Here is a 25,613-nt window from a genome sequence, read left to right on the forward strand (position 1 = left end):
CTCACTCGTTAGGAACTGGCCCAGCAGGCCATGAAAGTCAAATGTGCAGTTCTTTTACCTGCCAACCATCATTCGCAAAATGCAGAATCCGATCACAACCGAAATCCACCGCCTCGGCTTCGAGCTGACCGGGCAATGCCACTATCACCCGCTCACCGGCTTGACGCAGCTGCATGACCTTGTCGTGCAGACCAGGCTGGCTCGCATGCGGCGCCCAGATGCCGTGATCACGACGGCCACCGTCGATCTCACCGCAGGCCACCAGCAACCGCAGGTCAGTTGAGAAACCCGTAGCCGGGCGCGCACGGCCGAAGTCACGGCCAATCTCGTCATAGCGACCGCCCTGGGCGATGCTCTGACCGGTGCCAGCGACGAATGCCGCGAAGGTCACGCCCGTGTGGTAGTGATAGCCACGCAGCTCCGCCAGATCGAAATACAACGGCACCTTCGGATAGCGCTGGGAAATCACCTGAGCGATTTCCGCCAGCTCGTCGAGCGCTGCCAGAATGGCCTCGGGCGCGCCGTCAAGCATGATGTGCGCACGTTCCAGAATCTCGACTCCACCGGACAGCTCAGCCAGGCTGCAGAGCATGGCTGCCAGGGCTGGTTGCTCGATACGCGAGGTCAATTCCTGCACCTCGTCCAGCGCCTTGCGCTGCAGGGCATTGAACAGAGCGCGTTCGACCGCGCCTTCCAAACCCGCCGCCTCGACCAGACCACGGTAAATACCCACGTGGCCGATATCCAGATGCACACCCTCGACACGCGACGCCGCCAGGGTTTCCAGCATCAACGCAATAACTTCGATATCGCTGGCACTGGACGCATCGCCATAGAGTTCGGCACCCAGCTGGATCAGACTGCGGGACGTGGACAACGGCCGCGGCAGCGTGTGCAGCACACTACCGCAATAGCATAGACGACTGGGGCCTTCGGCGCCGAGGGTATGCGCGTCGATGCGCGCCACCTGGGGCGTGATGTCCGCACGCAGGCCGAGCATACGCCCAGACATCTGGTCGATCATTTTGAAGGTTTGCAGTTCCAGATCATGACCGGAGCCGGTCAGGAGGGATTCGAGATACTCGATATGCGGGGTGATGACCAGGTCATACCCCCAGCGGGAGAACAGATCCAGCAGTTGCCGACGGGCTGCTTCGGTACGCGCCGCCTCTTCCGGCAGCACTTCTTCGATCCCGTCAGGCAAGAGCCAGCGATCAACAGTAGGCATTTTCAAAACCTTTATTACGTAAAGGGCAAAGGTCTGTCGACCCACCCTAGCGGATCAGATATAAGCAGGCAGTACCCGCCAGCATGCTCAGCAACCCGGCAACCCGCAGTTGCCGGTCACTCATACCGCTCACTTCAACCAGCATTCGTTTCCACCGGCGGGGAGCCAGAAAGGGCATCAGACCTTCCAGAACCAGCACCAGACACAGTGCCGCGGCCAGATTCTGCCACATGAACTCGAACCCCTCGCCCGGATCTGCCGGTCACAAAAAAGCCGGGATGACCCGGCTGCGCGATTGTAGCATGTTTTCGACTGGCTACACCCGTTCGTTGGACGAGTGCAGCCAGGCTCGAATCAGGGTTGCTGCGCCCCTTTGAAAAACTTGAAGAATTCGCTGCTCGGGTCAAGTACCAGCACATCGGACTTGCTCGAGAAGCTTTCACGGTAGGCCTGCAGACTGCGATAGAAGGAGTAGAACTCAGGATCCTTGTTATACGCCTCGGCATAGATGGATGCCGCTTCGGCATCACCCTGACCACGGATTTCTTCAGCTTCACGGAAGGCTTCAGCCAGGATCACGCGCTGCTGCCGGTCGGCATCGGCGCGAATACCTTCGGCCAGCTCACGACCCTTGGCGCGATGCTCGCGGGCCTCGCGCTCACGCTCGGAACTCATCCGCTCGAACACGCTACGGTTCACCTCACGGGGCAGGTCCATACCCTTGACCCGCACATCGAGCACCTCGATACCGAGTTCGCGGCGCGCGCTCTCGTTAAGATCGCCAGTGATATCGGCCATCAACTGATCGCGCTCACCGGCCACCACCTCATGCAGGGTACGGCGCGCCACTTCGTTGCGCAGACCCGACTCCAGCTGGCGAGACAGACGCTCTTCGGCAATCGAACGCAGTCCGGAGGTAGCGGTGTAGTAGCGTTGCACGTTGGCGATGCGCCACTTGGCGAAGGAGTCCACCATCAGCGCCTTCTTTTCCAGCGTCAGGTAACGCTGGGTGGTGGTGTCCAGGGTCAGCAGACGGCCATCGAACATCTTCGCTTCCTGCACGAACGGCAGCTTGAAGTGCAGCCCCGGTGGCACGTCGTCACGGACGACCTTACCGAACTGCAGTACCAGACCGCGCTGGGTCTGCTCGACGATGAAGAAGCTGTTCCAACCGACCACGATCACCACCAGGGCGATTACGAGTCCGAAAATTGACTTGTTACTCATCAGCGGACCTCCCTTGTACGCACATCACGCTGCTGCAGTTGTACAGGCAGACGGGTATTGGCATCAGCGCCAGCGGCAGATGGAACGGCCGAGGACGAAGATGACGAACCACCGCCCTGCTGCATCAGCTTGTCGATCGGCAGGTACAGCAGGTTGCTGTTGCCATCACCCGACACCATGATCTTGCTGGTGTTGCTCATCACTTCTTGCAGCGTTTCAATAAACATACGCTCGCGCATCACTTCCGGCGCTTGCTGGTACTCGCTCACCAGTAGGTTGAAGCGCTCAGCCTCACCCTGGGCACGGGCGACCATGGCCTGACGGTAACCGCTGGCTTCTTCCAACAGGCGCTGAGCCTGACCGCGGGCTTCCGGAATCACGCCATTGGCATAGGATTCAGCCTGGTTGCGCTCACGCACCTCGTCTTCCCGGGCGCGGATCACGTCGTCAAACGCGTCCTGCACCTCGGCCGGAGCCTGCGCGCTTTCGATGTTCACCTGAACCACGGTGATACCGGTCTGATAAGCATCCAGATAACGCTGCAGACGCTCGGTAGTCTCGACGCCCATCTGCTCACGACCTTCGGTCAGCACCTGGTGCATCCCCGTGGAACCGACCACATGACGCAGCGCGCTCTCGGTTGCATGGCGCAAACTGGTCTCGGGATCTTCTACCTTGAGGACGAAGTCCTCCAGATTGGAGATACGGTACTGCACCGCCAACGGCACCTCGACGATGTTCTCGTCCTCGGTCAGCATCTGACCCTGTTGACGATAAGAGCGTACCTGGGTGACGTTGCGCTGGAATTTCTTCTCGATCGGCGGGAAGTAGAGATGCAGACCCGATTCAACGGTCCGGTGATATTCACCGAAACGCAGCACCACTGCCTGCTCCTGCTCGTCGACCTTGTAGACCGCATTGAATAGCCAGAAAACGAAGATGATCAGGCCGCCGATGACCCAGAGGCCCTTGGGGATGCCCTGTCCACCGCCGACACGCCGGCCGTTGCCGCCATCGCCGCTGCCGCGCTTCTTGCTGCCGAAGATACCGTTCAGGCTGTCCTGCAACTTGCGCAGCGCCTCGTCCAGATCGGGTGGTCCCTGCTTGCCGCCGCGATTGCCACCGCCGCGGTTACCGCCACTACCCCAGGGATCCTGGTTGTTCGAGTTGTTGCCACCACCAGGCTCATTCCACGCCATAGCGTTCTCCGTTATCCAAAACCATTAAACTGCTTCCGCCGACGTGGATGGCCGGCGCAGTCATTTCTGCAATCCTACAGCAAATGTCAGCCGCAGCGCGAACCGCGACCGCCATCCATTATTGCAAAGTGTGTTGTTCGAGAAACCTGTCCGGCTGCCAGCCTTCACGTTTGAGCAGCCGATTGAAGTCGCTGCGCTGCAGGCGCAGATCCAGCTCCTGACGGCCGTCAGCGGCGATGCGCTCGGCAGTGACCGCTCCCGCAGCGTAGAACTGCGCGCGCAGCCGGGCCTCGGCGTGCTCCAGCACAACGCTCTGCTGCACGATATCGTCACCCAGGCGTTCAGCGACAGCCTGCGCCAGCAGCTCCAGACCCTCGCCTTCGCGTGCCGACAGCCAGACCCGCACCGCCACGCCATCGCCGTCACGCTGAATCTGAGGTTCGAAGTTATCCAGCAGATCGATCTTGTTGTAGATCTCCAGCATCGGCAGTTCATTGGCGCCAATCTCACCCAGTACCAGATTGACCTGCTCGATATTCGAGGTGCGCTCCTCATCCGCGGCATCAATTACATGCAGCAACAGATCAGCCTGACTGGACTCTTCCAAGGTGGCGCGGAAGGCTTCAACCAGTTTGTGCGGCAGATGGCGGATGAAACCCACCGTATCAGCCATGATGACCGGGCCGATATCGTCCAGCTCAACCCGGCGCAGGGTCGGATCGAGCGTAGCGAACAGCTGATCGGCCGCGTACACCGCAGATTCAGTCAAGGTATTGAACAGAGTGGACTTGCCGGCGTTGGTATATCCGACCAGGGAGACGACAGGAATTTCCGCCCGGCGACGGGCGCGGCGAGCCTGATCACGCTGGCTGCGCACCTTCTCCAGACGCTTGGAGATCTGCTTGATGCGCACCCGCAACAGGCGGCGGTCGGTTTCCAGCTGAGTTTCGCCCGGGCCGCGCAGACCAATACCACCTTTCTGCCGCTCAAGGTGAGTCCAGCCGCGAACCAAGCGGGTACTCAAGTGATCCAACTGGGCGAGCTCAACCTGCAATTTACCCTCATGGGTACGCGCACGTTGGGCGAAGATATCCAGAATCAGCCCGGTACGATCAATCACCCTGCACTCAAGCTCGCGCTCGAGGTTGCGTTCCTGGCTCGGTGTCAGCACATGGTTGAAGATGACCAGATCACCCTCACCCGCCTTGACCAGCGCGCGCAGCTCCTCAACCTTGCCCGTGCCGATGAGAAAGCGCGGGCTGGGCTGATAACGATTGATAGTCAGGAAATCGACGATCTCCGCGCCGGCCGAGCGTACCAGTTCCAGAAACTCATGAGGGTCTTCACGGTTCTGTTCATCCTGGCCTTCCAGGTGAACGAGTACGGCACGTTCACCCCCCTCATGACGTTCAAAAAACAATCAGGCCTCCAGCGCGATCAAGGATTGCCAGCCTCGGCCTCATCGCCACCCTGCACCGGCAGGCGAACCGGGCGACCGGGCACCACGGTGGAAATGGCGTGCTTGTAAACCATCTGGCTGACAGTGTTCTTCAGCAAAATGACGAACTGGTCGAAAGACTCGATCTGGCCTTGCAGCTTGATGCCATTGACCAGGTAGATGGATACCGGAACACGTTCCTTGCGCAGAACGTTCAGGTAAGGGTCTTGTAGAGAATGCCCTTTTGACATTGCCTCACTCCTTATGGAAACCATTATGGGAACCGCTTTAAATTGAAATGCATTATCCGGCCAGTCCATCAGGACGGACAGCCAGTATCCAGATGACTACGTGACACCTGCCGACAGCAGTACGAGAAAGCTATATGGCGATTGACCCGAGGTATTTCAAGAGCTTGTCCGATCTTTCCGGGTCCAGGCTGTCGAACCATTCGATATCCTCACGCCAACCGCGCAGCCAGGTAAACTGGCGCTTCGCCAACTGCCGGGTGGCAATTACACCGCGTTCGACCATTTCATCGAGAGAGAGTTTCCCGTCGAGATAGTCCCAGGCCTGCCGGTACCCCACTGCACGAACCGACGGCATCGACACATCCAGATCACCCCGCGCATGCAAGGCTTCCACTTCAGCAATGAAACCCTGCTCCAACATCAGTGAAAAACGCAGGGCAATGCGTTCATGGAGGATATGCCGCTCGCGGGGAGCCACAGCCACATAGCGCGTAGTATAGGACATATTTGCCCCACCAGTCGCCCTGCTTTCGGCATTTTCAAGCGCCTGGCGGGCATGCCAATCGGTCAGCGTCACGCCACTCAACAGAAAGACTTCATAAGCACGCTGAATCCGCTGTGGGTCATTGGGATGAATGCGGGCGGCCGCGGTCGGATCGACCTTCGCCAGCTCGGCATGCACTGCCTCCCAACCCTGCGCCGCAGCCAGGGCCTCGATGCGCTGACGCACCAGCGGATCAGCCGCCGGCATTGCGGCCAGTCCGCCGGCCAGAGCCTTGTAATACAGCATGGTGCCGCCGACCAGCAGCGGGATGCGGCCGCGGTTGATGATATCGGCGATCAGCGCCTGGGCATCATGGCGAAAGCGTGCCGCCGAGTAGGCTTCGGCTGGATCGAGGATATCTACCAGATGGTGGGGATAGCGCGCCAGGGTCGCGGCATCGGGCTTGGCGGTGCCGATGTCCATGCCGCGATAGACCAGTGCCGAATCCACGCTGATCAGCTCGCATGGCAGGTGCTCGGCCAGATGCAGGGCCATATCGGTCTTGCCCGCGGCGGTCGGGCCCATCAGGCAGATCACCGTGGGTGTCGCAGAAGCGCCCATTCAACGGCCCCGGAGGAAGAGTTTATCCAGCTCGCCCATGCTCATGCGGGTCCAGGTCGGCCGCCCGTGGTTGCACTGGCCACTGCGCTCGGTCTGCTCCATGTCACGCAACAGTGCGTTCATTTCCGCCAGGGTCAGGCGCCGATTGGCGCGTACCGAGCCGTGGCAGGCCATGGTGGCCAGCAATTCGTTGCGGTGCGCCTCGATGCGGTCACTGGTACCAAACTCCATCAGATCCGCCAGCACATCCTGCACCAACTGCGCCGCATCGGCCTGGCGCAGCAATGCCGGAATTTCACGAATGGCCAAGGTTTCCGGCCCCATGCGCTGCAAGGCAAAGCCCAACCGGGCGAACCAGGCGGCATGTTCCTCGGCGCAGTCGGCCTGACGCTGACTCACCGCCATGGACTCGGGTACCAACAGCGGTTGGCTGCGCAGCCCCTCAAGCTCCATGGCCTGCTTCAGGCGCTCATAGGTGATGCGCTCATGAGCGGCGTGCATGTCGACGACTACCAGGCCGTCGGCATTCTCCGCCAGAATGAATACGCCGTGCAGCTGGGCCAAGGCGTAGCCCAGCGGCGGCACCTCGCCGGCGTCTCCGGCTGGCGGCATCTGCGCAGGCTGACTCGCCGTTTCACCATAAAGCCCGGCATAAGCCTGCGTGGCGCCAGCCAATGCCTGTGGCGAAGGGCGCTCCAGCGCCGCAGGCGCAACCGACCAGGCTGGTGCGGGTTCATTCAGCGGCATATGGGTCTGCCCGGAGAACACCCCGGCGCTCAGGCCCGTGGCGGCCGGCATGGCCGTTGACTGCAAGCCTTCACCAGTTGAATCATCCGTCGCCCCGCTCTGCGAGTCCGGCCGCTGATCGGCCAGCGCCCGGTACAGAGTGCTGAACAGGAAGTCATGCACCATGCGACCGTCGCGGAAGCGTACCTCGTGCTTGGTCGGGTGTACGTTGACATCCACCACCGCCGGATCCACTTCCAGAAACAGCACAAAGGTCGGGTGCCGCCCATTGAACAGCACATCACGATAGGCCTGGCGTACCGCATGGGCCACCAGCTTGTCGCGGATCATCCGGCCATTGACGCAGAAATACTGCAGATCCGCCTGGCTGCGGGAAAAGGTCGCCAGTCCGACCCAGCCCCACAGGCGCAGTCCGCTGCGCTCCTGGTCGATGGTCACCGACTGTTCGACGAAGGCCGGACCGCAGATGCTGGCGACCCGACGCCGCGCCTCCTGCTCGGTGTGCGCCGGCCGCAGGCTAAGTACCGAGCGACCATTGTGCCGCAGATTGAAAGCGACATCGAAGCGCGACAAGGCCAGGCGCTTGACCACCTCTTCCAGGTGGCCGAATTCGGTTTTCTCGGTGCGCAGGAATTTGCGTCGCGCCGGGGTATTGAAAAACAGGTCACGCACTTCCACCGTGGTGCCCCGGGGATGCGCCGCCGGTTGCACCCGCGGGTTCATGTCGCGCCCCTCGGTCTCCACCTGCCAGGCTTGTTCCGCGGTCTCCGAGCAGGAGGTCAGCAGCAGCCGCGACACCGAGGCCACCGAGGCCAGCGCCTCGCCACGAAAGCCCAGGGTGGCGACCCGCTCCAGATCATCCAGATCCATGATCTTGCTGGTGGCATGGCGTGACAGCGCCAGCGGCAGATCACCCTCATCAATACCACAGCCGTCATCGCGCACCCGCAACAGTTTGACGCCGCCCTGTTCGACGTCGATGTCGATTCGCGTGGCGCCGGCGTCCAGGCTGTTTTCCAGCAGCTCCTTGATCACCGAGGCGGGACGTTCGACGACCTCTCCAGCCGCAATCTGGTTGGCCAGACGCGGATTCAACAACTGTATTCGGGGCATGTCAGACTTCGTTAGCAGTATCAGGGGTCATTTTTGACCAGCATGTTGCCGGCCGGCACCTTGAGCACCTGACCGACGCGAATCTGATCGTTACCCAGACCGTTGGCCTGGCGCAGACTGGCCAGGCTGACCTCGTAGCGGGTAGCGATCATCGACAGGGTATCACCCCGCGTCACCATATGCTCACGCGGCCCTTGCGCCAGCTGACCGTTGCTCTTGAGCGCGGCAATGCGCGTACCGGGCGGCGGATTGCGATGGAAGTAGCTGCGGATACCGCTGTGCATCGCCCGCGCCAAGCCCTGCTGGTGGCTGCGGGTCACCAGCTTCCTGGCCTCCCCGGGATTGGAGATGAACCCCGTCTCAACCAGAATCGATGGAATGTCCGGGGATTTGAGCACCATGAAGCCGGCCTGTTCAACCCGGCGCTTGTGCAACGGGGTCAGCTTGCCGATAGAGCCCAGTACCTGCTGCCCGACATCCAGGCTGGCGGACAGGGTAGCGGTCATGGACAGATCCAGCAGCACGCTGGCCAGCACCTGATCCCTGTTGTCCAGACTCACGCCGCCCACGCCGCCGATCAGGTCGGAGCGGTTTTCCCGGTCCGCCAGCAGGCGCGCGGTTTCCGAGGTCGCACCGCGATCAGACAAGGCGTACACCGACGCGCCGAAGGCGCTGGGCCGGGTAAAAGCATCGGCGTGAATGGAGACGAACAGGTCGGCGTTGTGCTTGCGGGCGATCTCGGTGCGCTTGCGCAACGGAATGAAATAATCCCCGGTCCGCACCAGCACCGCCTTGAACCCCGGCTCGGCATCGATCAGTGCTTTCGTCTCGCGAGCGATTGCCAGCACCACGTCCTTTTCCCGCGCCTTGTTATGACCGATGGCGCCCGGGTCTTCACCGCCGTGACCGGCATCGAGAGCAACAATGATATCCCGCTGGCCGGCCTCGCTCACCGAGCGGGTCGGCGTCTGCGGCAAGGGCGAAGCGCTTGGCTCGGCCGTGGCCGGCAGGTCCGGTCGCGGCTCGTTGTCATAGAGGTCGATCACCAGTCGGTGGCCGTGCTGCTGATTCGGCGGCAACGAGAAGCTCTTCGGCTTGACCTCACGGGACAGGTCCAACACCACCCGCAGATCACTGCCGTCACGAGGCGCCGAACGCAAGCCGGTCAGCGGGGTGTTCTGCAGCGGCAGATCACCGGTACTGGCGGCAAAGCGCGCGCCCGAAATATCGATGACGATCCGCTCGGGATTGGACAGGGTAAACAGTTTGTGGTCGGCAGGGCCGGTGAGGTCGAAGACCAGCCGGGTGTTGTCCGGCGCGCGCCACAGGCGCACACTTTCGATCTGCGCGGCCTGCAGCAGGCCGCCATACAGCGTGCCGGTGACCAGCAGTAACAGCCCCAGCGCACGCAGCGTCATTGTTCTGAGTTTTATCACGGCGTTGCTTCGCCTCTTGTGCTGTGCAGCCTGTGGCCAGCAGCCAGGCCGCGCTCCCCATGCCCCTCAATCTGCAGTCTTCTGCCATCGCCGTCAACCGTGATGCTGATGATCAGGTCCGGCTGCGGCAACATGCCCTGGCCTTTCGCGGGCCATTCTATCAAACACAGGCTATTGTCCGAAAAGTAGTCACGAATACCGAGAAACTCCAGTTCCTCGGGGTCGGCCAGTCGATACAGATCGAAATGGTAGATACTCCGCTGCTCCAGCTCATAGGGCTCAACCAGCGTGAAGGTCGGGCTTTTCACCGCACCGGCATGACCGGCAGCGCGGATCAGGCCACGACTGAGGGTAGTCTTGCCCGCGCCCAGGTCGCCCTCCAGCCAGACGCTGCCGCGCCAGTTCAGTGCCTCACCAATAGCCGCGCCCAGGCGTTCCATGGCCTGATCACCTTGTGCATGCAATTCCAGGGTCATCAAATATCCCGCAGGTTCAGATAAAAACGTATGGATGAAATCAGGTCGCTGGCGACGATACCCAGCTGACCGCCCTGCTCTGCCGCCCGGTCACCCGCCAGGGCATGCAGCAATACCGCGTAACGCCCGGCTGCGCCCGCTTCCATGCGCTGGGCCAACAACGCGCCGATCAAACCGGACAGGACATCCCCCATCCCCGCACTGGCCATACCCGGATTACCGTACTGGCATAACCCCGGCAACATTTCATCTGCGGGCCCGGCCACCAGCGAGCCCACCCCCTTGAGGACAGCCGCACAGCCAAAGCGTTCCGCCAACCGCTCGACCGCCGCCAGCCGGTCGGCCTGAATGTCTGCAGTCGCGCAGCCGAGCAACCGGGCCGCCTCGGCCGGATGTGGCGTGATGATCGTCCGCTTGCCCAACGAGACAGCCTGCGGCGCGGCGGCGATGGCATTCAGCGCATCGGCATCCAGTATCCGCGGCAGGTCGCGTTCCAGCACTGCATTCAGCAGTTGTGTAGCCCAGGGACCAGAGCCCAATCCGGGCCCCAGCACCACTGCCGTGGCCTGGTCCAGCAAAGGTGCCAATTGTGCCGGATCATCCACCCCATGCGCCATCACTTCCGGGCATCGGGCCAGCATAGGCACCACATGTTCACTGCGGGTCGCCACACTGACCTTGCCCGCGCCGCAGCGCAGCGCGGTTTCTGCCGCCAACAGGATAGCACCGCCCATCCCCTGGTTGCCGCCAATGACCAGCAGGTGGCCGAACATACCCTTGTGTGCGGCCCGGGGCCGCGGCGCAAGTGTCTCCTGATAGAACGCCAGATCCAGCCGTTGGAGCTGCGGCGCCACGCCCGGCTCGGGCGCCTCGGCCAGTGCGGCGAAACACAGCTCACCGACCTGATCCGGCCCCTGGCCGGTCAGCAGGCCGGGCTTGAGGGCGATAAAGGTCACCGTCAGATCCGCCCGGATAGCGCAGCCCTCGATGACTCCGCGATCAGCATTCAAGCCGCTGGGCAGGTCTACCGCCACCACCGGTAGGCCGCTGGCATTGACCACTGTAATGGCATTGCTGAAGGGATCACGCACCGCCGCTTGCAGCCCGGTGCCGAGCATGGCATCCAGCACCACACCACTTCGCGGCAGAACGCCTCGCCAGGGCTCGATGCTGGCGCCCGCTTCCTGAGCGGCGCGCCAAGCCGCTGCCGCATCGCCTTGCAGACGCTCCGGCGGCGTCAGCGTCAATACCTGCACGTGCCAGCCGGCCCGCTGGGCCAGGCGCGCCACCAGATAACCATCGCCGCCATTATTACCGCCGCCGCACAGCACGGTCAGCCGAACGGCATGGGGCCAGCGCCGGCGCAGCTCGCGCCAGACAGCGGCGGCGGCCCGCTGCATCAGCTCGAAACCGGGCGTGCCGGCGGCGATAATGCGTGCATCCAGCTCTCTGGTAGCCGCGGCGCTGTAGATGTGGCGAGGAAGATCAGGACGCATGGACATGTCACCCGGATGTGTTGTCTGGCAGAATTATACGTTCACTCAAGCACAGACCCCAGCCCCATGCCCGATACCGCTCCCGATTATGTCCAGCTTGCCGCTCAGATCCGCGAGATCGCCGCCGAGCTCGGCTTTCAGCAGCTGGGCATCAGCGACCCAGACATCGGCGCCCATGAACAGCGTCTGCAGCAATGGCTGGATGCGGGCTACCACGGGGAAATGGAGTGGATGGCCAGCCACGGCAGCAAGCGCACACGCCCGGAAGAGCTGGTCCCGGGAACGCGCCGGGTCATTTCGGTGCGCATGGATTACCTGCCCACCGACACCGGCATGGCCAAACGACTGGCCGACCGCGATGCGGCCTATATCTCCCGCTACGCTCTGGGCCGCGACTATCACAAGCTGATCCGCCGCCGTCTGCAGCAACTGGCCGAGCGTATCCAGAACCTGATCGGTCCGTTCGGCTTTCGCGCCTTCGTCGACAGCGCCCCGGTCATGGAACGCGCCCTGGCGACCCGCTCCGGGCTGGGTTGGATCGGCAAGAACACCATGCTGCTGAACCGCAAGGCCGGTAGCTTCTTCTTCCTCGGCGAGCTGTATACCGATCTGCCGCTGCCTACCGATGAACCCTATGAGCAGGACCACTGCGGCAGTTGCAGCGCCTGCCTGAGCAAATGCCCGACCGACGCGTTTGTCGGCGCGCATGTGCTGGATGCCCGGCGCTGCATTTCCTACCTGACCATCGAGCTCAAGGGCGCGATACCAGAGGAGTTGCGTCCGCAAATGGGCAACCGGGTGTTCGGTTGTGATGACTGCCAGTTGGTCTGCCCATGGAACAAGTTCGCCAAGCCCACCAACGAGCAGGATTTCAGTCCGCGCCATCAGCTGGATCAGGCCGATCTGATCAGCCTGTTCCGCTGGGATGAGGAGCAGTTTCTGAAAAACACCGAGGGGTCACCGCTGCGCCGCATCGGCCACGAACGCTGGCTGCGCAATCTGGCCGTAGGTCTGGGCAACGCCCATACCAGCATCCCGGTGGTCGAGGCACTCCGCAGTCGGCTCGATCACCCCTCTGAGCTGGTGCGCGAACATGTGCGCTGGGCGTTGACACGGCACGGAACCAGCCCGGAAAGCTAGAGTGGCATCTGCCTTGAGTGCAGGGGCTGGCCGCCCCACCAGTCCGCCCCGCCACCGTTCAGAACTTGATGAAGTGCTCGCGGTAATGCCGCAACTCGGCAATCGAATCGCGAATATCATCCAGCGCCAGATGACTGCTCTCTTTCTGGAAACCATCGCGCACCGCCGGCGCCCAGCGCGCGGCCAACTCCTTCAGCGTGGACACATCCAGGTTGCGGTAATGGAAGAATTGCTCCAGGTTCGGCATGCCGCGATAGAGAAAACGCCGATCCTGGCAGATACTGTTGCCGCACATCGGTGAGCGTCCCGCCGGCACCCATTTGCAGATGAACTCGAGGGTCATCTGCTCTGCTTCGGCCAGACTGATGGGGCTGTCCTTGACCCGTTGCACCAGACCGGACTGGTTGTGCTGGCGGGTATTCCACTCATCCATGCCGTCGAGCAGCGCATCGGGTTGCTTGATGGCCAGCGCCGGCCCTTCGGCGAGCACGTTCAGCTGGGGGTCGGTGATGATGGTGGCAATTTCGATGATCACGTCCTTGTCCGGATCCAGACCGGTCATTTCCAGGTCGATCCAGATCAGGTTATCTGGGTGCTTCATAGTCGCTCCTTTGCATATTGGCGCCGCCGGGTAGCAGCAGTATACGCGCCCCGTGCTACACTGCGGCGGATTCTCAAGATGCATAATTTATGGCCAAGCGACATCTCACCCGACGCCAGAGCTGGCGGATTCAAAAAATCCAGGACGAGCGCAGCGCGCGCGCCAGCCGGCGGGCCGATCTGGCCGAGGAAAGCCTGCTCGGCGGCGACCTCGGGCCAGAACAGGAAGGCCAGGTCATCGCCCATTTCGGGGTGCAAGTGGATGTCGAGGCCAGCTCCGGCCCGCTGCAAGGCCAGGTCCGGCGCTGCCATCGGCGCGCCAACCTGCCGGCACTGGTAACCGGCGACCGCATCGTCTGGCGTGCCGATAATCAGCAAGGTGGCGTGATCGTCGCACTGCAGCCGCGAGCAACCGAGCTGCATCGACCAGACCATCGCGGCCAGCTGAAGCCAGTGGCAGCGAACGTCGACCGTCTGGTGATTGTATTCGCCCCCCTGCCCACGCCACACAGCAACCTGATCGACCGTTATCTGGTCGCCGCCGAACAGGCTGGACTGGAACCGCTGCTGGTATTGAACAAGGCTGACCTGCTGGATCAGGGCGACTCCGGGCACATCCGCTCGTGGCTGGATGACTACGCCCGCCTGGGCTATCGCACCCTGTGCCTGTCCGCTGGCTCGGGCGAAGGGCTGGATGGCCTGCGCCGGGAGCTGCGTGATCATGTCAATGTGCTGGTCGGTCAGTCCGGGGTGGGCAAATCCTCTTTGATCAACGCTCTTCTGCCGGATGTGGACCTGCGCGTCGGAGCGCTATCAGAGATGACCGGCAAGGGTACCCATACCACCACCACCGCCCGGCTGTTTCACTTTCCTGATGGCGGAGATCTGATCGACTCCCCCGGCATCCGCGAATTCGGCCTGACTCATATCAGCCCCGATGAGCTGCTGGAAGGCTTTATCGAGTTTCGCCCATTCCTCGGCCATTGCCGTTTCCGCGATTGCCAGCACAAGCACGAACCGGGCTGCGCCTTGCTCGAAGCGGTGGCCAGCGGCGAGATTTCCGCCGGCCGAATGAACAGCTACCGGCATATTCTGGCAAGTCTGAGCGGCAACTGAGCCGGTGCTCCAGCGCCCAGAAGCCCTACTGCAGGAGCGGCCTCGGCCGCGAAGCGTTCCGGGTGAGGCCTCGCGGCCAAGGCCGCTCCCACAATAGATCTCTCCTGCTGCGGCGCTTCTAGAGCCTCAGTTCCAGGGACTGACTGTCATCATCGAACAGGTTACGCGGGCGCTCAGAGGGTGGCGTGGCGGGCAGCTCGTCGGCTGCCGGCGCGCTATCCCCAGCCGATTGCGAGTCCAGCGATGCGCCTTCCGGGTCGGCCTGCGCCGAGCCACCTTGCGGCCGCTCAGCGCCGGCCTGCCGCCGCATATCGAACTCGGCACGCTTGTTCATGACCACGATATCGATCCGCCGGTTGATCGGATTGAGCGGGTCGTCCGCGTCGAACAGCGCCGAGTCGGCGTAGCCCACCACACGCGCCACCTGCTGTTCGGGATACCCGGCGGCCAGCAGCGTGCGCCGCGCCGCATTGGCGCGCTGGGTCGACAGTTCCCAGTTGCCGTAATCCCGGCGTCCGGTATAAGGCATGGCGTCGGTGTGGCCGCTGATGCTGATACGCTTCGGCACCTTTGCGATGGTATCGGCCAGGGTCAACAGGATCTCCTCGAAATACGGCCGCAATTCGGGGCTGCCACTGGCGAACATGGGCCGATTTTCCGCATCAACGATCTGGATGCGCAACCCCTCCAGGGTAAACTCCATCAGGATCTGATCACGGAAGCGCTGCAGAACCGGCTCGGTATCGATCTTGTTCTGCAGTTCCTGCAACAGCAGGTCCAGCTCGCGCAGCTCCATCTTGTCCGGCAGCTCATCCACCTCCGGCCGCGCCGGCACCATCGGCTCCAGTTGCTCCAACAGCTCCGGCAATTGGTCCCTGCCACTGTCCAACTCATTGAGGGTACGTTGCGGCGCCGGTGTCGGCGAGCCGCCCAGATCAATTGGGTGCGGGCTGCCACCATCAAAATTGATCGGGTCCTTGAAATAGGCGGAGACCATTTTCAGCTGCTCCGGCGTCGCTACCGTGACCAACCACATGACCAGGAAGAACGCCATCATGGCAATGGCGAAGTCAGCGAAGGCGATCTTCCAGGAGCCGCCGCGGTGGCCGTCAGCCTTGCGGCTGACTCGCTTGACGATGATCGGCTGAGGACTGTCCACGGCTCAGCGCCCCTTGACCGACGTTTCCAGCTCGGCAAAGCTTGGCCGCTGCTCCGGCAGCAGTGCCTTGCGGCCAAACTCCACCGCCAATGCCGGTGGCAGGCCCTGGGCACTGGCGACCAGGCACATTTTGATCGCTTCGTAGGTATTGGCCTCTTCGTTGGCGTCATGCTGGACCGCGGTGCCGAAAGGTCCAACGAAACCGTAGGCCGCGAGGATACCCAGGAAAGTCCCCACCAGCGCAGTACCAACCTTCTCGCCGATCAAGGCGTTGTCCGCCTCGCCGAGGATACTCATGGTGATGACGATCCCAAGCACTGCAGCGACGATACCGAAACCCGGCAGGGCGTCGGCGATCCGGTTCAGGGCGTGGGCCGGCTCGTTCAGTTCCTCGGTGAGGCTGGAAATTTCCACATCGAACAGCGCCTCCAGCTCGTGGGGCGCCATAGTGCCGGTGGACATGATGCGCAGGTAGTCGCAGATGAAAGCGGTCATATGCGCATCCTTGAGAATCGCCGGGTACTTGCTGAAAATCGGGCTTTCCTGGGGCTCTTCGATATCCGCCTCGATCGCCATCATGCCCTCGCGGCGGCTTTTGTTGAGGATCTCATAGAGCACCCCGAGCACATCCAGATAAAAAGCCTTGTTGAAGCGGTGTCCAAAGAAGATCGCCGGGATCTTGCCAAGTACCTTTTTTACCGTCGCCATGCTGTTGGCAATCAGAAAGATACCCAACGCCGCACCGCCAATGATGACGATTTCAAAAGGATGCCACAGCGCCGCCAACATCCCGCCCGACATCATGAACCCACCAAACACGCTGATGGTGACTATCACATAACCCACAATTTTCAGCATATGCCCCGCTATCTCCGACTCGCCCGGCGCCCGACCGGCACCCAAAAAACCATCATACCGGCCTATATCGGCCACAGCGCGCCAATTCTGAATGACAAATTGCAGCGGCTGCTGCCACTCATCGCATCGGCTTTTTCAGCCAAGCCCAGCTTTGCCGGCTTTGCTCTGTATAATGCCTGCAACAACGAAAAGAGATTCGAACCATGACCACTTCCTCTTCTGCATTGCCGTTACTGCTGGAGCCCAGCCAGTTACCGGCATCGCTCGATCCGGCGGTATTTCGGCTGGTCGACCTGAGCAAGTCCGAGCAGTACCTGGCCGGCCATGTCCCCGGCGCCGTGCATCTGCCGCCCGGCAGCATCACCAGCCCTGCCCCGGTTCCCGGGCTACTGCCCGACGTGGCCAGCCTGCAGCAGATTCTCGGCAGCCTGGGCCATCACAGTGAGCTGCATTACATCGTTTACGACGATGAAGGCGGCGGTTGGGCCGGACGCTTCATCTGGATTCTCGACAGCATCGGCCACCCGCACTACAGCTATCTGAATGGCGGTCTGAAAGCCTGGCAGGCCGAGAATTTGCCGCTGGAGCAACAGGCGCATCAGGCCGAGCCAACCCAGCCCACCCTGACCGTCAATAGCGATCACAGCGTGACTCTGGATGAGCTGCTGGCCAACCTGAATAACCCCGATCAGGTGATCTGGGACGCTCGCTCGCCGGCCGAGCACCGGGGCGACAAAGTGCTGGCCGCCCGCGGCGGGCATATCCCCGGGGCCATCAACTTTGAATGGACGGCCGGCATGGACCCGCAGCACGGCCTGCGCCTGCGCGCCGACCTGGCTGCACAACTGCAAGCCCTGGGCATCACTCCTGACCGGGACGTGGTCACCCATTGCCAGACCCATCACCGCTCCGGCTTCACCTATCTGGCGGCCAAGATCCTTGGCTACCCACGGGTCAGGGCCTATGCCGGCTCCTGGGCCGAATGGGGCAACCATCCCGATACACCCATTGATCTCTGAGACCTCTACATGCGCGATCGCCTGTTCATCACTTCCCAATACCTATTGCCCCAGCACCTGCTGTCCCGTCTGGCCGGCGGGCTGGCCAACTGTACCTGGAGCTGGGTGAAAAACCCCTTTATCAACTGGTTCGTCAAGCGCTACCAGGTCGATATGAGCCAGGCCGTCGAGCCGAACCCGACCGCCTACCGCTGCTTCAATGATTTCTTTACCCGCGCCCTGCTGCCCGACGCCCGCCCACTGGATGAGGGCGAAGCCAGCATTCTCTGCCCGGCCGATGGCGCCATCAGCCAACTGGGCAAGATCGAGCATGGCCGCATCTTCCAGGCCAAGGGCCAGAGTTTCAGCGTGCTTGAACTGCTCGGCGGCAATCCGGCCCATGCCGAGCAATTCCAGGGCGGCGAATTTGCCACCGTATATCTGTCGCCCAGCGACTATCACCGCGTACACATGCCCCTGGGCGGCACACTGCGCGACATGATCTATGTACCGGGCAAGCTGTTTTCAGTGAATCAGACCACCGCAGAGAACGTGCCGGAGCTCTTCGCCCGCAACGAACGGGTGGTCTGTCTGTTCGATACCGATGCCGGCCCCATGGCCGTGGTGCTGGTCGGTGCGATGATCGTGGCCTCAGTGGAAACCGTCTGGGCTGGCCTGGTGGCGCCACCGCAACGCCAGCTGCGCAGTGAATCCTACGGCCACCGCGCCCCGGAACTGGAACGCGGCGCGGAGATGGGCCGCTTCAAGCTCGGTTCCACGGCTATTGTGCTGTTCGCTCCCGGACGCGCGCGCTGGGATGAACACCTGGCGGCCGGTAGCCTGGTACGCATGGGTCAGAAGATGGGCGAGCGACTCAGCCCCGCTGACTGAGCCATTGAAGCTGTAAGCGCAACGCCCCCGCTCGCCGGGGGGCGTTGTCACTTCCCCTCTCTTGCTTGCCCCTGCCACCTTCCCAAGCGGTCATGGGCGGCGAAATATTATCCGGTCAGGCGCGAGCCAGGGGAAAGGCGATCACCTCGTCGATCCGGGTCGCTCCCAGTGCCAGCATCACCAGCCGGTCCACTCCCAGCGCTACGCCCGCACATTCCGGGAGCCCCTGCTGTAACCCGCTCAACAGCAGCTCGTCCACCGGCAATACCGGCCGCCCCAACGTCTGGCGCTGCTGTTGGTCAGCAGCGAAACGGCGGGCCTGCTCATCGGCATCGGTCAACTCGAAATAGCCATTGGCCAACTCCATTCCGCGGATGAACAGCTCGAAACGCGCCGCGCTGGGCACGCAGTCATCCCCCTCCACCACACGAGCCAGCGCCGCCTGGGATGCCGGAAAGGCATACACCATGGTCGGCTGCTGCAATTGCGGCTCGATGCAGTGGGAGAACAGCAGATTCAACCAGCCATCCCGATCCAGTTGACCCTGGAAGTCACAATGCTCACGCCCCAGCCGCGCCAGCTCGGCGTCGCCACAGGTGTGGATATCGACAGCAAGGAAATCCACGAACAATGCCGCGTAGGTCACCCGCCGCGCGCGTTCGCTGCCCAGCAATGACGTCACCAGATCATCGACCTCATCCATCAGTTGGTGATGATCAAAACCGATGCGGTACCACTCCAGCATGCTGAATTCGGGATTGTGCCGGCTACCGGTCTCGCCGTTGCGATAGACCCGGCATAGCTGCCAGATACAACCACTGCCAGCAGCCAGCAGGCGCTTCATCGGGTATTCCGGCGAGGTGTGCAGGTACAAGATCTGCGAGACCCCACCGCCCTCGAGCACATAATCGGTGACAAAGGGGAACAGGTGTGGATCGCTGACCGCTGCGGCAGAGAGACTGGGCGTGTCTACCTCCAGCACATCACGCGCGGCGAAGAACCGGCGGATACCATTGATAATCTCCGCTCGCCGGCGCAGGTTGCCCAGGGGCGCAGCCGGTTGCCAATCGTTCATATGTTCTCCAGGGAAGTAGCGCCATTCAGCGGTTGCTGCTGCGGTCCTTGGCGCGCTCGAGAGCATCTCCCAGCGGGCCGACCTTGGGCCTTACACCAGCCATGTGGCCGGCACGCGATATTATATGAGCCGCCATCGGTGCGCTAACCAGAAGTACGGCAACGGCCAGGAAAACGTTGAACCAGGCATGTCCACCCGTGGCAAACAGGGCCCCCAGCAATATCAGGATGGCACCCAGTGCGCCGGCCTTGCTCGCTGAATGCATGCGGCTGTAGGCATCAGGCAACCGACACACGCCAAGCGCGCCCAGCAAACTGAATAGTGCGCCGAGCAGTATCAATATGGAACCGGCAAATGCCATGGCCTCTTTCATATGTCGTCCTCATGAAGCTGGGGTCCCGGCTGCTCGTCGCTGCTGTGAGCCCCCCGGAACAGTAATGCAAAAGCCGCACTTCCCAGGAAGCTGACAATGGCCAGGATGATAGCTACATCCAGCAGCACTTGCTGCCTGGTTATCAGCGCCAGAACAGTGACTCCCGCCACGCCTATCATGGTCAACGCATCCATGGCGACGGCCCGGTCCGGCCTGCTCGGACCAACCAGCAGACGCCACATCAGCAGCACCATGCTGACCACCAGGATCCCCCCGGCCAGGTGCAATACCCAATACTGTCCAGCCAGTAGCACATTCATCGGCCGCCTCCCAATGGTTGGATCCAGCGCATGAGACGCCTCTCGATTTCTGCAATGGAGCCAGTGGCCGACTCGATCGAGCGGGTATCCAGAATGTGCACGAACATCTCGCCGGTGCGCGACCAGTAGTCCAATGCCAGCGTGCCCGGCGTCAGCGTGAGCAAGCAGCCAATCAACGTCACCAAACGCTTATCCCGTGTTTGCAAAGGTACGCGGACTACAGCGGACTCGGGTTGCCGATGTGGGCTCAAGACCATCTTCGCCACATTCATCGATGCACTGAAGACCTGATAGGTAAACCAGCAGATGAATGTGGTACCTGCCTCGATACGCATTGCATACAACCGGCAGGCACCATTGACCAGGCCGCCCAGCCGAAACAGCGGATACAGCGCGGCAAACGCCAGCATCCAGTAGAGCGGGCTCGCCTGGGCCAGCAGCATGGCCAGCGCCGTCGCGAGCAGCAGATGCAGATACACCATTATTCGCCTCCTCTGTTCAGCAACTGCAGATAGGCGGGCGCCTCGATCAGCTGGGTTGAAGCGGCGATGGCGTAATCCATTACCGGGCCGGCGCCCAGGCCGATCATCACTGTGATCGCTGCCAGCCCGGCGACTGTGAACCAGGCGGACCGCGGCCCATTGCCCGTCGCGCCAATCCGTTCTGGGTCGGGGTGCGCCTTGAGAAAAGTCTCGTTCCAGATCTTGCTCATCGATAACAGGGTAAATATCCCGGTAAACAAGGCGAAAAAGGCCGCTACCCAGATTCCAGCGTCCAGGCTGGCCTTGACCAGGACGAATTTGGCCCAGAAACCGGACAGCGGCGGTATGCCCGCCAGCGACAACGCCGGGATGGCAAAAAGGATGGCCAGCAACGGCGTCCGGGCATACAGCCCGCCCATCGCCGCCAGACGCTCAGACCCGCTCAACCTGGCCGCGATGCCGCCGACGAAGAACAGATTGGCCTTAACAACGATATGATGAATCAGATAGAAGACCGCCCCGGCCAGTGCCAAGGGTGTCGCCAGGGCCAGCCCGAGCACCATATAGCCCACCTGGCTGACAATATGAAATGACAATATCCGCCGCACCTCGGTCTGCGCGGCCGCCCCGAGCACGCCAATGATCATGGTGGCGCAGGCGACCCATAGCAGCACCGAGTGCACTACGCCGGGCTCTGGCCAGAGCAATGTCACCAGGCGAATCAGTGCGTACACACCTACCTTGGTAAGCAGCCCGGCAAACAAGGCAGAGACCGGCGTCCAGGCCACGTGATAGCTGGCCGGGAGCCAGCCGAACAACGGGAAAAGCGCAGCCTTGATAGAAAAGGAAACCAGCATCAAGATGACGCCCAACCATGCTCCGGCACTGGCTTCATCGGCGCGGAACAACAAGGCCAGCTCGCCCATGTTCAGCGTGCCGGTTGCCCCGTACACCAGACCCGCCGCGAGCAGGAACAGCAGCGTCGCCAACATGTTCAGCACCAGGTAGGTCATCGCCCCCGACAGGCGTCGCTCCCCGCCGCCCAGGGCAATCAGCGCAAAAGAACCGATCAGCAGAACTTCGAACCAGACGTAGAGGTTGAAGATGTCAGCGGTGACGAAGGCGCCGCAGATGCCTACCAGCAAGCCCTGAATGAACAGGTGGGTATCGCGCAGAAAGTCCGCCGGCATCGGCTGCCGGAAGCAATAGACCAGGGTCGCGAAGCCGATTACCCCACTGATGGCAACCATGACCGCCGACAACCGATCTATGACCAGGCTGATACCGTAGGGCGCAGCCCAGCCCCCCATCTGGGCGCTAAGTACCGTGCCCTCGGCGGCCAGAGCAACCAGATAGATACCGGCGAGCAACAATATTGCCGAGCCTGTCATGCTGATGACGGTCACCCAGGCGTGGTGGCGTCTGACCAGCAACGCGAGCAATAGCGTCGTCAATGGAATGAGGATCGGCAGAATAACCAACACGTTCATGGCTTGCGATCCTCTGCCGGCGGATACGGCTCTTCTTCATCCTGATCCGGAGCGGGCCGCTCGGTCACCTGGCTGACTCGATCAGTGTCCTTGTCGCCATGCAATTCATGGGTCCGCTTGAGCACCGACAAGGCGAAAACGAAAAGCGCAAAACCGATCACGATGGCGGTAAGCACCAACGCCTGAGGGAGCGGGTTGGCGGAATCCAGCACCTGCTGGCCAGCGAAGGTGAAGGCGGCCTCGCTACCGGCGAAGCGTCCAGCCGTCAGCACCCCCAGGTTGATGGCATTACCCAGAACCGCAATGCCCAATACCACGCGCATCAAATGCCGGTCCAGCATCATCCATACGCCCAGCGCCGCCATGATGCCTGCGGTGATGGCACCGATCCATTCCATCAGACAGCCCTCCCGATCAGATTGCGCAACATATGCATGACCGAACCGAATACCGTCAGAAAAACCCCCAGATCGAATAACAAGGGCGTTCCCAGTTTCACACCGAAAGGTGCAACCCAGAGCCCAGTCATGAAAGAAAGCTCGGCAGCCAGACCAAATAGCCCTGCACCGACGGCGCAAGCCAACCCCAGACCAATAATGGTCGGCGGTGCAATGCGCGCCAGTCCGCGTTGAATGCCTCGCCCGAACGTTACTATCAGCAGCGTAAAGCCGGTCGCAGCGACCAGCCCGCCGATAAACCCGCCCCCCGGCAGGTTATGTCCTCGCCAGAGAATGGCCAGCGACACCAGAAACAGAATGGCTGCCAGCGGGCGCATACCCTGGCGCAACATGAGGGAGCTGAATTCGGGCAAGCCACGGGGCTTGGCTGTGGGTGGTTGTCCGACACCAAGCAGCGTCGATGCCGCCAGCGCAGCGATGGCTACCACCAGGATCTCGCCGAGCGTATCGACAGCCCGGAAATCAACCAGGATGACATTCACCACATTACTGCCGTACCCACTCGGCAGGCTGTTGACCAGGAACCAGTCGGCCAGATCACCCGGCAATGGCTGACTGACTGCGGTCATGATCAGCAAGGTCACTGCCAGTCCGAAAACCACCGCCACGGCGGCATGCCAGATATTCGCACCGGCGCCACTCCCGCCACTGGCCGGCACTACCGGCATACGCCGCAGCACCATGGCGAGAAAGACCACGGTCAGGGTCTCGACCATCAGTTGCGTCAGTGCCACATCCGGCGCGTTGATCGAAACGAAGAACAACGCCAGGCCCAGGCCACTTGCCCCAAGCGATGCCACCAACGCCAGGCGCCCAGCCATGAAAGCCGCCCCCGCGGCGCCTCCCAGCGCCAGCAAACAGCCAATCACGCCCGGCAGGCTGACCTCCGATAATGCGTGGCCATCGAAGGGTGTCGTTTTCATCATGAGCATGCCGAACAACACGCAGATACTCACCACCAATGTCATCAGCGCCATATGCAAACGCAACGACCCGTGCTGGAACAAAGCGGCCACGGCACCGGCAAAGCGGAACAGTCGCTTGAGCAGTTTGTCCCAGAGCAGGTCCCCGCTGAATGTCCATATGCTTCCCAGCCGGTTTGCCAGGGCGCGAACGGCATCGGCCTTGAAGTAGAACACCGTACCCAGACCCAGCGTCAGGGCGCTGGCGATGACCGCAGGGGTAATCCCACCCCATAGATACAACCCCACATCCACTTCTTCGCTGGCGATGGCCTGCACCGCGGTGTTGACCAGCCAGATTTCCGGCCATTGATTGCCGGCACCCAGGCCGAAGCCGCCCACGGCCAGCAGCAGCGGGCCAATCCACATCAGAGGGCTGACCTCATGTGGGCTGTGGCTCAGCTTGCCGGGCGAGCCCAGAAAGGTCTTCAGGAAAATCAGGCCCGCAGCAGCCACCAGCAGCGCATTGGTGAGGATCATCACCACGGTAACCGTCCAGCCAATCGAACCCATTTCGATCAGGCCGGCGTACTTGAACTCCTTGGCGATGAAGCCGAAGAAAGGTGGCAGGCCGGCGTTGGAAAAGGCCGCCAGCCCGACAGCGATGCCGGTGAGCGGCATCAGCGTGAACAGGCCGCTCAAACGCCGGATATCCCGCGTACCGGTGGCATGATCGATGGCCCCCACCGCCATGAACAAAGCGCCCTTGTAGAAGGAGTGCGCTACCAGGTAGAGCACGAACGCCTGCAGGCCATAACTGGTATTGGTGCCGATAAGCATGGTCAGCTGGCCAAGTACGGTCACCGTGGTATAGGCCAGCATACGCTTGAGATCATATTGGCGAATCGCCAGAACGGCGCCCAGCAATGCCGTTAATGCCCCGAGGGTAATCAGTACCGTGCTCCACCCCGTGCCTCCACCCAATGTGGGATTGAGCCGGGCGAGCAGATAGATACCCGCTTTGACCATGGTGGCGGAATGCAGATACGCAGAAACGGGCGTGGGCGCGTTCATGGCATTGGGCAGCCAGAGATGAAAGGGGAATTGCGCCGACTTGGTAAAACAACCGATCAACACCAGCACCATGATCGCCGGGAACAGCGCATGTCCCTGCACCATCTCGGATTGCAGCTGGGAAAATTGCCAGGTATCCGTTGCAATCCCCAACAGCACCAGGCCCGCCAGCAGTGCCAGGCCACCGCCGCCGGTAATCAGCAGAGCCTGTAGCGCAGCGCGGCGCGATTCGGCCTTTTCATGGTTGAAGCTGATCAGCAGATAGCTGGCAATGCTGGTCGCCTCCCAGAACACGAACATGGCTATAAGGTCGTCAGCCAGCACCAGCCCGAGCATCGCCGTCATGAATATCAACAGGTAAGCGTAGAAACGGCCTAGTTGCCGATGGTCACGCAGATAGGCACCGGAATACATCACTATCAGCGTGCCAATACCGGTAATCAGCAAAGCGAACAACAACGCCAGACCGTCCAGTCGCAAACCCAAAGTGATATTCAGCGCCGGGACCCAGGCCAGGCTTTCGAATAGCGCCCCGCCCCTTGAAATCTCCGGAACCTGCAGAGCGAACCAGATGAAGCTGGCCGCCGGAACCACCGCCAACAGCAGCCCCGCATGACGATGCGCAAGGCGCCACACAAAAGGCGCACAGAGTCCATTGATGAAGATACCGAGCAAACTGATCAGCATGGTCAGTCAGGTCCCGATTGAATGAGGAAAGGCATGGAAGTCACAGGGCTCCGTCAAGTTGTGATATTCACAATTTACACGCTTGAGCCGTGTAGGAATATGTTGACAAGCCAAGCGGTTCCGCTACTCACGAACGAACGCGCAAAGACTATAAATAAGCAGGAAGAAAAGCGTCCCTGTAGTAATTTGAATCAATTACCAGTGAAACCAGAGGTGCTGAAACGCAGCGGCCCGCCTCGAATTCTATCCGAGGCGGGCCGCTCAAGGTCTGTTG

General features: G+C 61.7%; 26 protein-coding genes. 5 read left to right on the plus strand and 21 right to left on the minus strand.

The features are described from left to right. Positions 1–37: 37 nt before the first annotated feature. From BM267_RS12485 to BM267_RS12535, 11 genes are all read right to left on the minus strand, one after another. The gene (locus BM267_RS12485) at positions 38–1,228 is read right to left on the minus strand and encodes an ATP phosphoribosyltransferase regulatory subunit (RefSeq protein ID WP_074780239.1); all 1,191 of its coding nucleotides are present in this window, start codon (positions 1,226–1,228) and stop codon (positions 38–40) included. A gap of 46 nt (positions 1,229–1,274) precedes the next feature. Next, positions 1,275–1,460: a DUF2065 domain-containing protein gene (locus tag BM267_RS12490; RefSeq protein ID WP_036990630.1), complete on the minus strand. Its 186-nt coding sequence runs from the start codon at positions 1,458–1,460 to the stop codon at positions 1,275–1,277. Between the two features lie 122 nt (positions 1,461–1,582). After that, positions 1,583–2,455, minus strand: a complete 873-nt coding sequence (hflC, locus tag BM267_RS12495; RefSeq protein ID WP_074780237.1) for a protease modulator HflC — start codon at positions 2,453–2,455, stop codon at positions 1,583–1,585. After that, on the minus strand, positions 2,455–3,654 hold the full coding sequence (hflK, locus tag BM267_RS12500) for an FtsH protease activity modulator HflK (RefSeq protein WP_074780235.1): 1,200 nt from the start codon (positions 3,652–3,654) through the stop codon (positions 2,455–2,457). Before hflK ends, hflC begins: the two co-directional genes overlap by 1 nt. A 118-nt stretch (positions 3,655–3,772) precedes the next feature. Next, positions 3,773–5,074: a ribosome rescue GTPase HflX gene (gene hflX / locus BM267_RS12505; RefSeq protein ID WP_036990633.1), complete on the minus strand. Its 1,302-nt coding sequence runs from the start codon at positions 5,072–5,074 to the stop codon at positions 3,773–3,775. 17 nt (positions 5,075–5,091) lie between these two features. Beyond that, positions 5,092–5,343 (minus strand): RNA chaperone Hfq, encoded by a 252-nt coding sequence (gene hfq / locus BM267_RS12510; protein ID WP_036990634.1) that lies wholly within the window; start codon positions 5,341–5,343, stop codon positions 5,092–5,094. A 130-nt stretch (positions 5,344–5,473) separates the two neighbouring features. Then, a complete protein-coding gene (gene miaA / locus BM267_RS12515) occupies positions 5,474–6,448 on the minus strand; it encodes a tRNA (adenosine(37)-N6)-dimethylallyltransferase MiaA (RefSeq protein WP_074780232.1) in 975 nt (324 codons plus the stop codon). Beyond that, positions 6,449–8,308 carry a DNA mismatch repair endonuclease MutL gene (mutL, locus tag BM267_RS12520; RefSeq protein WP_074780229.1) on the minus strand — a complete coding sequence of 620 codons (1,860 nt, stop codon included), beginning with the start codon at positions 8,306–8,308 and terminating at the stop codon, positions 6,449–6,451. 20 nt (positions 8,309–8,328) lie between these two features. After that, entirely contained in the window at positions 8,329–9,726 is a 1,398-nt protein-coding gene (locus tag BM267_RS12525) for an N-acetylmuramoyl-L-alanine amidase (protein WP_074780226.1), read from the minus strand. A 14-nt stretch (positions 9,727–9,740) separates the two neighbouring features. Beyond that, on the minus strand, positions 9,741–10,223 hold the full coding sequence (tsaE, locus tag BM267_RS12530) for a tRNA (adenosine(37)-N6)-threonylcarbamoyltransferase complex ATPase subunit type 1 TsaE (protein ID WP_136869274.1): 483 nt from the start codon (positions 10,221–10,223) through the stop codon (positions 9,741–9,743). Further along, a complete protein-coding gene (locus BM267_RS12535; protein ID WP_074780665.1) occupies positions 10,220–11,716 on the minus strand; it encodes a bifunctional ADP-dependent NAD(P)H-hydrate dehydratase/NAD(P)H-hydrate epimerase in 1,497 nt (498 codons plus the stop codon). The genes tsaE and BM267_RS12535 overlap by 4 nt, the downstream gene beginning before the upstream one ends. 66 nt (positions 11,717–11,782) lie before the next feature. Between BM267_RS12535 and queG the strand changes: the two genes are divergently transcribed. Beyond that, positions 11,783–12,856, plus strand: a complete 1,074-nt coding sequence (queG, locus tag BM267_RS12540; RefSeq protein WP_036990639.1) for a tRNA epoxyqueuosine(34) reductase QueG — start codon at positions 11,783–11,785, stop codon at positions 12,854–12,856. 58 nt (positions 12,857–12,914) lie between these two features. Here the strand turns inward: queG and orn are convergent, their stop codons facing one another. After that, complete coding sequence (gene orn / locus BM267_RS12545) at positions 12,915–13,457, minus strand: oligoribonuclease (protein ID WP_036990640.1); 543 nt, start codon at positions 13,455–13,457, stop codon at positions 12,915–12,917. Positions 13,458–13,546: 89 nt separating this feature from the next. Between orn and rsgA the strand changes: the two genes are divergently transcribed. Then, a complete protein-coding gene (gene rsgA, locus BM267_RS12550) occupies positions 13,547–14,572 on the plus strand; it encodes a small ribosomal subunit biogenesis GTPase RsgA (RefSeq protein WP_074780221.1) in 1,026 nt (341 codons plus the stop codon). Positions 14,573–14,690: 118 nt separating this feature from the next. Here rsgA and motB read toward each other — a convergent pair whose 3' ends face one another. Continuing rightward, positions 14,691–15,731 carry a flagellar motor protein MotB gene (gene motB / locus BM267_RS12555; protein WP_074780217.1) on the minus strand — a complete coding sequence of 347 codons (1,041 nt, stop codon included), beginning with the start codon at positions 15,729–15,731 and terminating at the stop codon, positions 14,691–14,693. 3 nt (positions 15,732–15,734) lie between these two features. Beyond that, positions 15,735–16,589, minus strand: a complete 855-nt coding sequence (motA, locus tag BM267_RS12560) for a flagellar motor stator protein MotA (RefSeq protein WP_036990643.1) — start codon at positions 16,587–16,589, stop codon at positions 15,735–15,737. Between motA and BM267_RS12565 the strand changes: the two genes are divergently transcribed. From BM267_RS12565 to asd, 3 genes are read left to right on the plus strand one after another with little or no spacing between them, the layout of a single operon-like run. Next, entirely contained in the window at positions 16,590–16,796 is a 207-nt protein-coding gene (locus tag BM267_RS12565; protein WP_036990644.1) for a hypothetical protein, read from the plus strand. After that, the gene (locus BM267_RS12570) at positions 16,793–17,608 is read left to right on the plus strand and encodes a rhodanese-like domain-containing protein (protein ID WP_074780214.1); all 816 of its coding nucleotides are present in this window, start codon (positions 16,793–16,795) and stop codon (positions 17,606–17,608) included. Before BM267_RS12565 ends, BM267_RS12570 begins: the two co-directional genes overlap by 4 nt. A 9-nt stretch (positions 17,609–17,617) precedes the next feature. Beyond that, on the plus strand, positions 17,618–18,478 hold the full coding sequence (gene asd, locus BM267_RS12575; protein ID WP_074780211.1) for an archaetidylserine decarboxylase: 861 nt from the start codon (positions 17,618–17,620) through the stop codon (positions 18,476–18,478). Between the two features lie 115 nt (positions 18,479–18,593). Here asd and epmA read toward each other — a convergent pair whose 3' ends face one another. The 7 genes from epmA to mbhE are packed head-to-tail and all read right to left on the minus strand — an operon-like array spanning position 18,594 to position 25,339. Then, positions 18,594–19,553, minus strand: a complete 960-nt coding sequence (epmA, locus tag BM267_RS12580) for an EF-P lysine aminoacylase EpmA (protein ID WP_074780208.1) — start codon at positions 19,551–19,553, stop codon at positions 18,594–18,596. A 25-nt stretch (positions 19,554–19,578) separates the two neighbouring features. After that, positions 19,579–19,926: a monovalent cation/H(+) antiporter subunit G gene (gene mnhG, locus BM267_RS12585; protein WP_036990651.1), complete on the minus strand. Its 348-nt coding sequence runs from the start codon at positions 19,924–19,926 to the stop codon at positions 19,579–19,581. Beyond that, positions 19,923–20,246, minus strand: a complete 324-nt coding sequence (locus BM267_RS12590) for an MrpF/PhaF family protein (RefSeq protein WP_074780206.1) — start codon at positions 20,244–20,246, stop codon at positions 19,923–19,925. The genes mnhG and BM267_RS12590 overlap by 4 nt, the downstream gene beginning before the upstream one ends. Beyond that, positions 20,243–20,728 carry a Na+/H+ antiporter subunit E gene (locus BM267_RS12595; RefSeq protein ID WP_074780203.1) on the minus strand — a complete coding sequence of 162 codons (486 nt, stop codon included), beginning with the start codon at positions 20,726–20,728 and terminating at the stop codon, positions 20,243–20,245. The genes BM267_RS12590 and BM267_RS12595 overlap by 4 nt, the downstream gene beginning before the upstream one ends. Continuing rightward, on the minus strand, positions 20,728–22,218 hold the full coding sequence (locus BM267_RS12600) for a proton-conducting transporter transmembrane domain-containing protein (protein WP_036990654.1): 1,491 nt from the start codon (positions 22,216–22,218) through the stop codon (positions 20,728–20,730). Before BM267_RS12600 ends, BM267_RS12595 begins: the two co-directional genes overlap by 1 nt. Continuing rightward, positions 22,215–22,616, minus strand: coding sequence for a sodium:proton antiporter (locus BM267_RS12605; RefSeq protein WP_074780199.1), 402 nt, complete (start codon positions 22,614–22,616; stop codon positions 22,215–22,217). Before BM267_RS12605 ends, BM267_RS12600 begins: the two co-directional genes overlap by 4 nt. After that, positions 22,616–25,339: a hydrogen gas-evolving membrane-bound hydrogenase subunit E gene (mbhE, locus tag BM267_RS12610; protein ID WP_074780196.1), complete on the minus strand. Its 2,724-nt coding sequence runs from the start codon at positions 25,337–25,339 to the stop codon at positions 22,616–22,618. The genes BM267_RS12605 and mbhE overlap by 1 nt, the downstream gene beginning before the upstream one ends. Positions 25,340–25,613: the final 274 nt, after the last annotated feature.

Source organism: Halopseudomonas bauzanensis (assembly GCF_900114735.1).
In the GTDB taxonomy this organism is placed as follows: domain Bacteria; phylum Pseudomonadota; class Gammaproteobacteria; order Pseudomonadales; family Pseudomonadaceae; genus Halopseudomonas; species Halopseudomonas bauzanensis.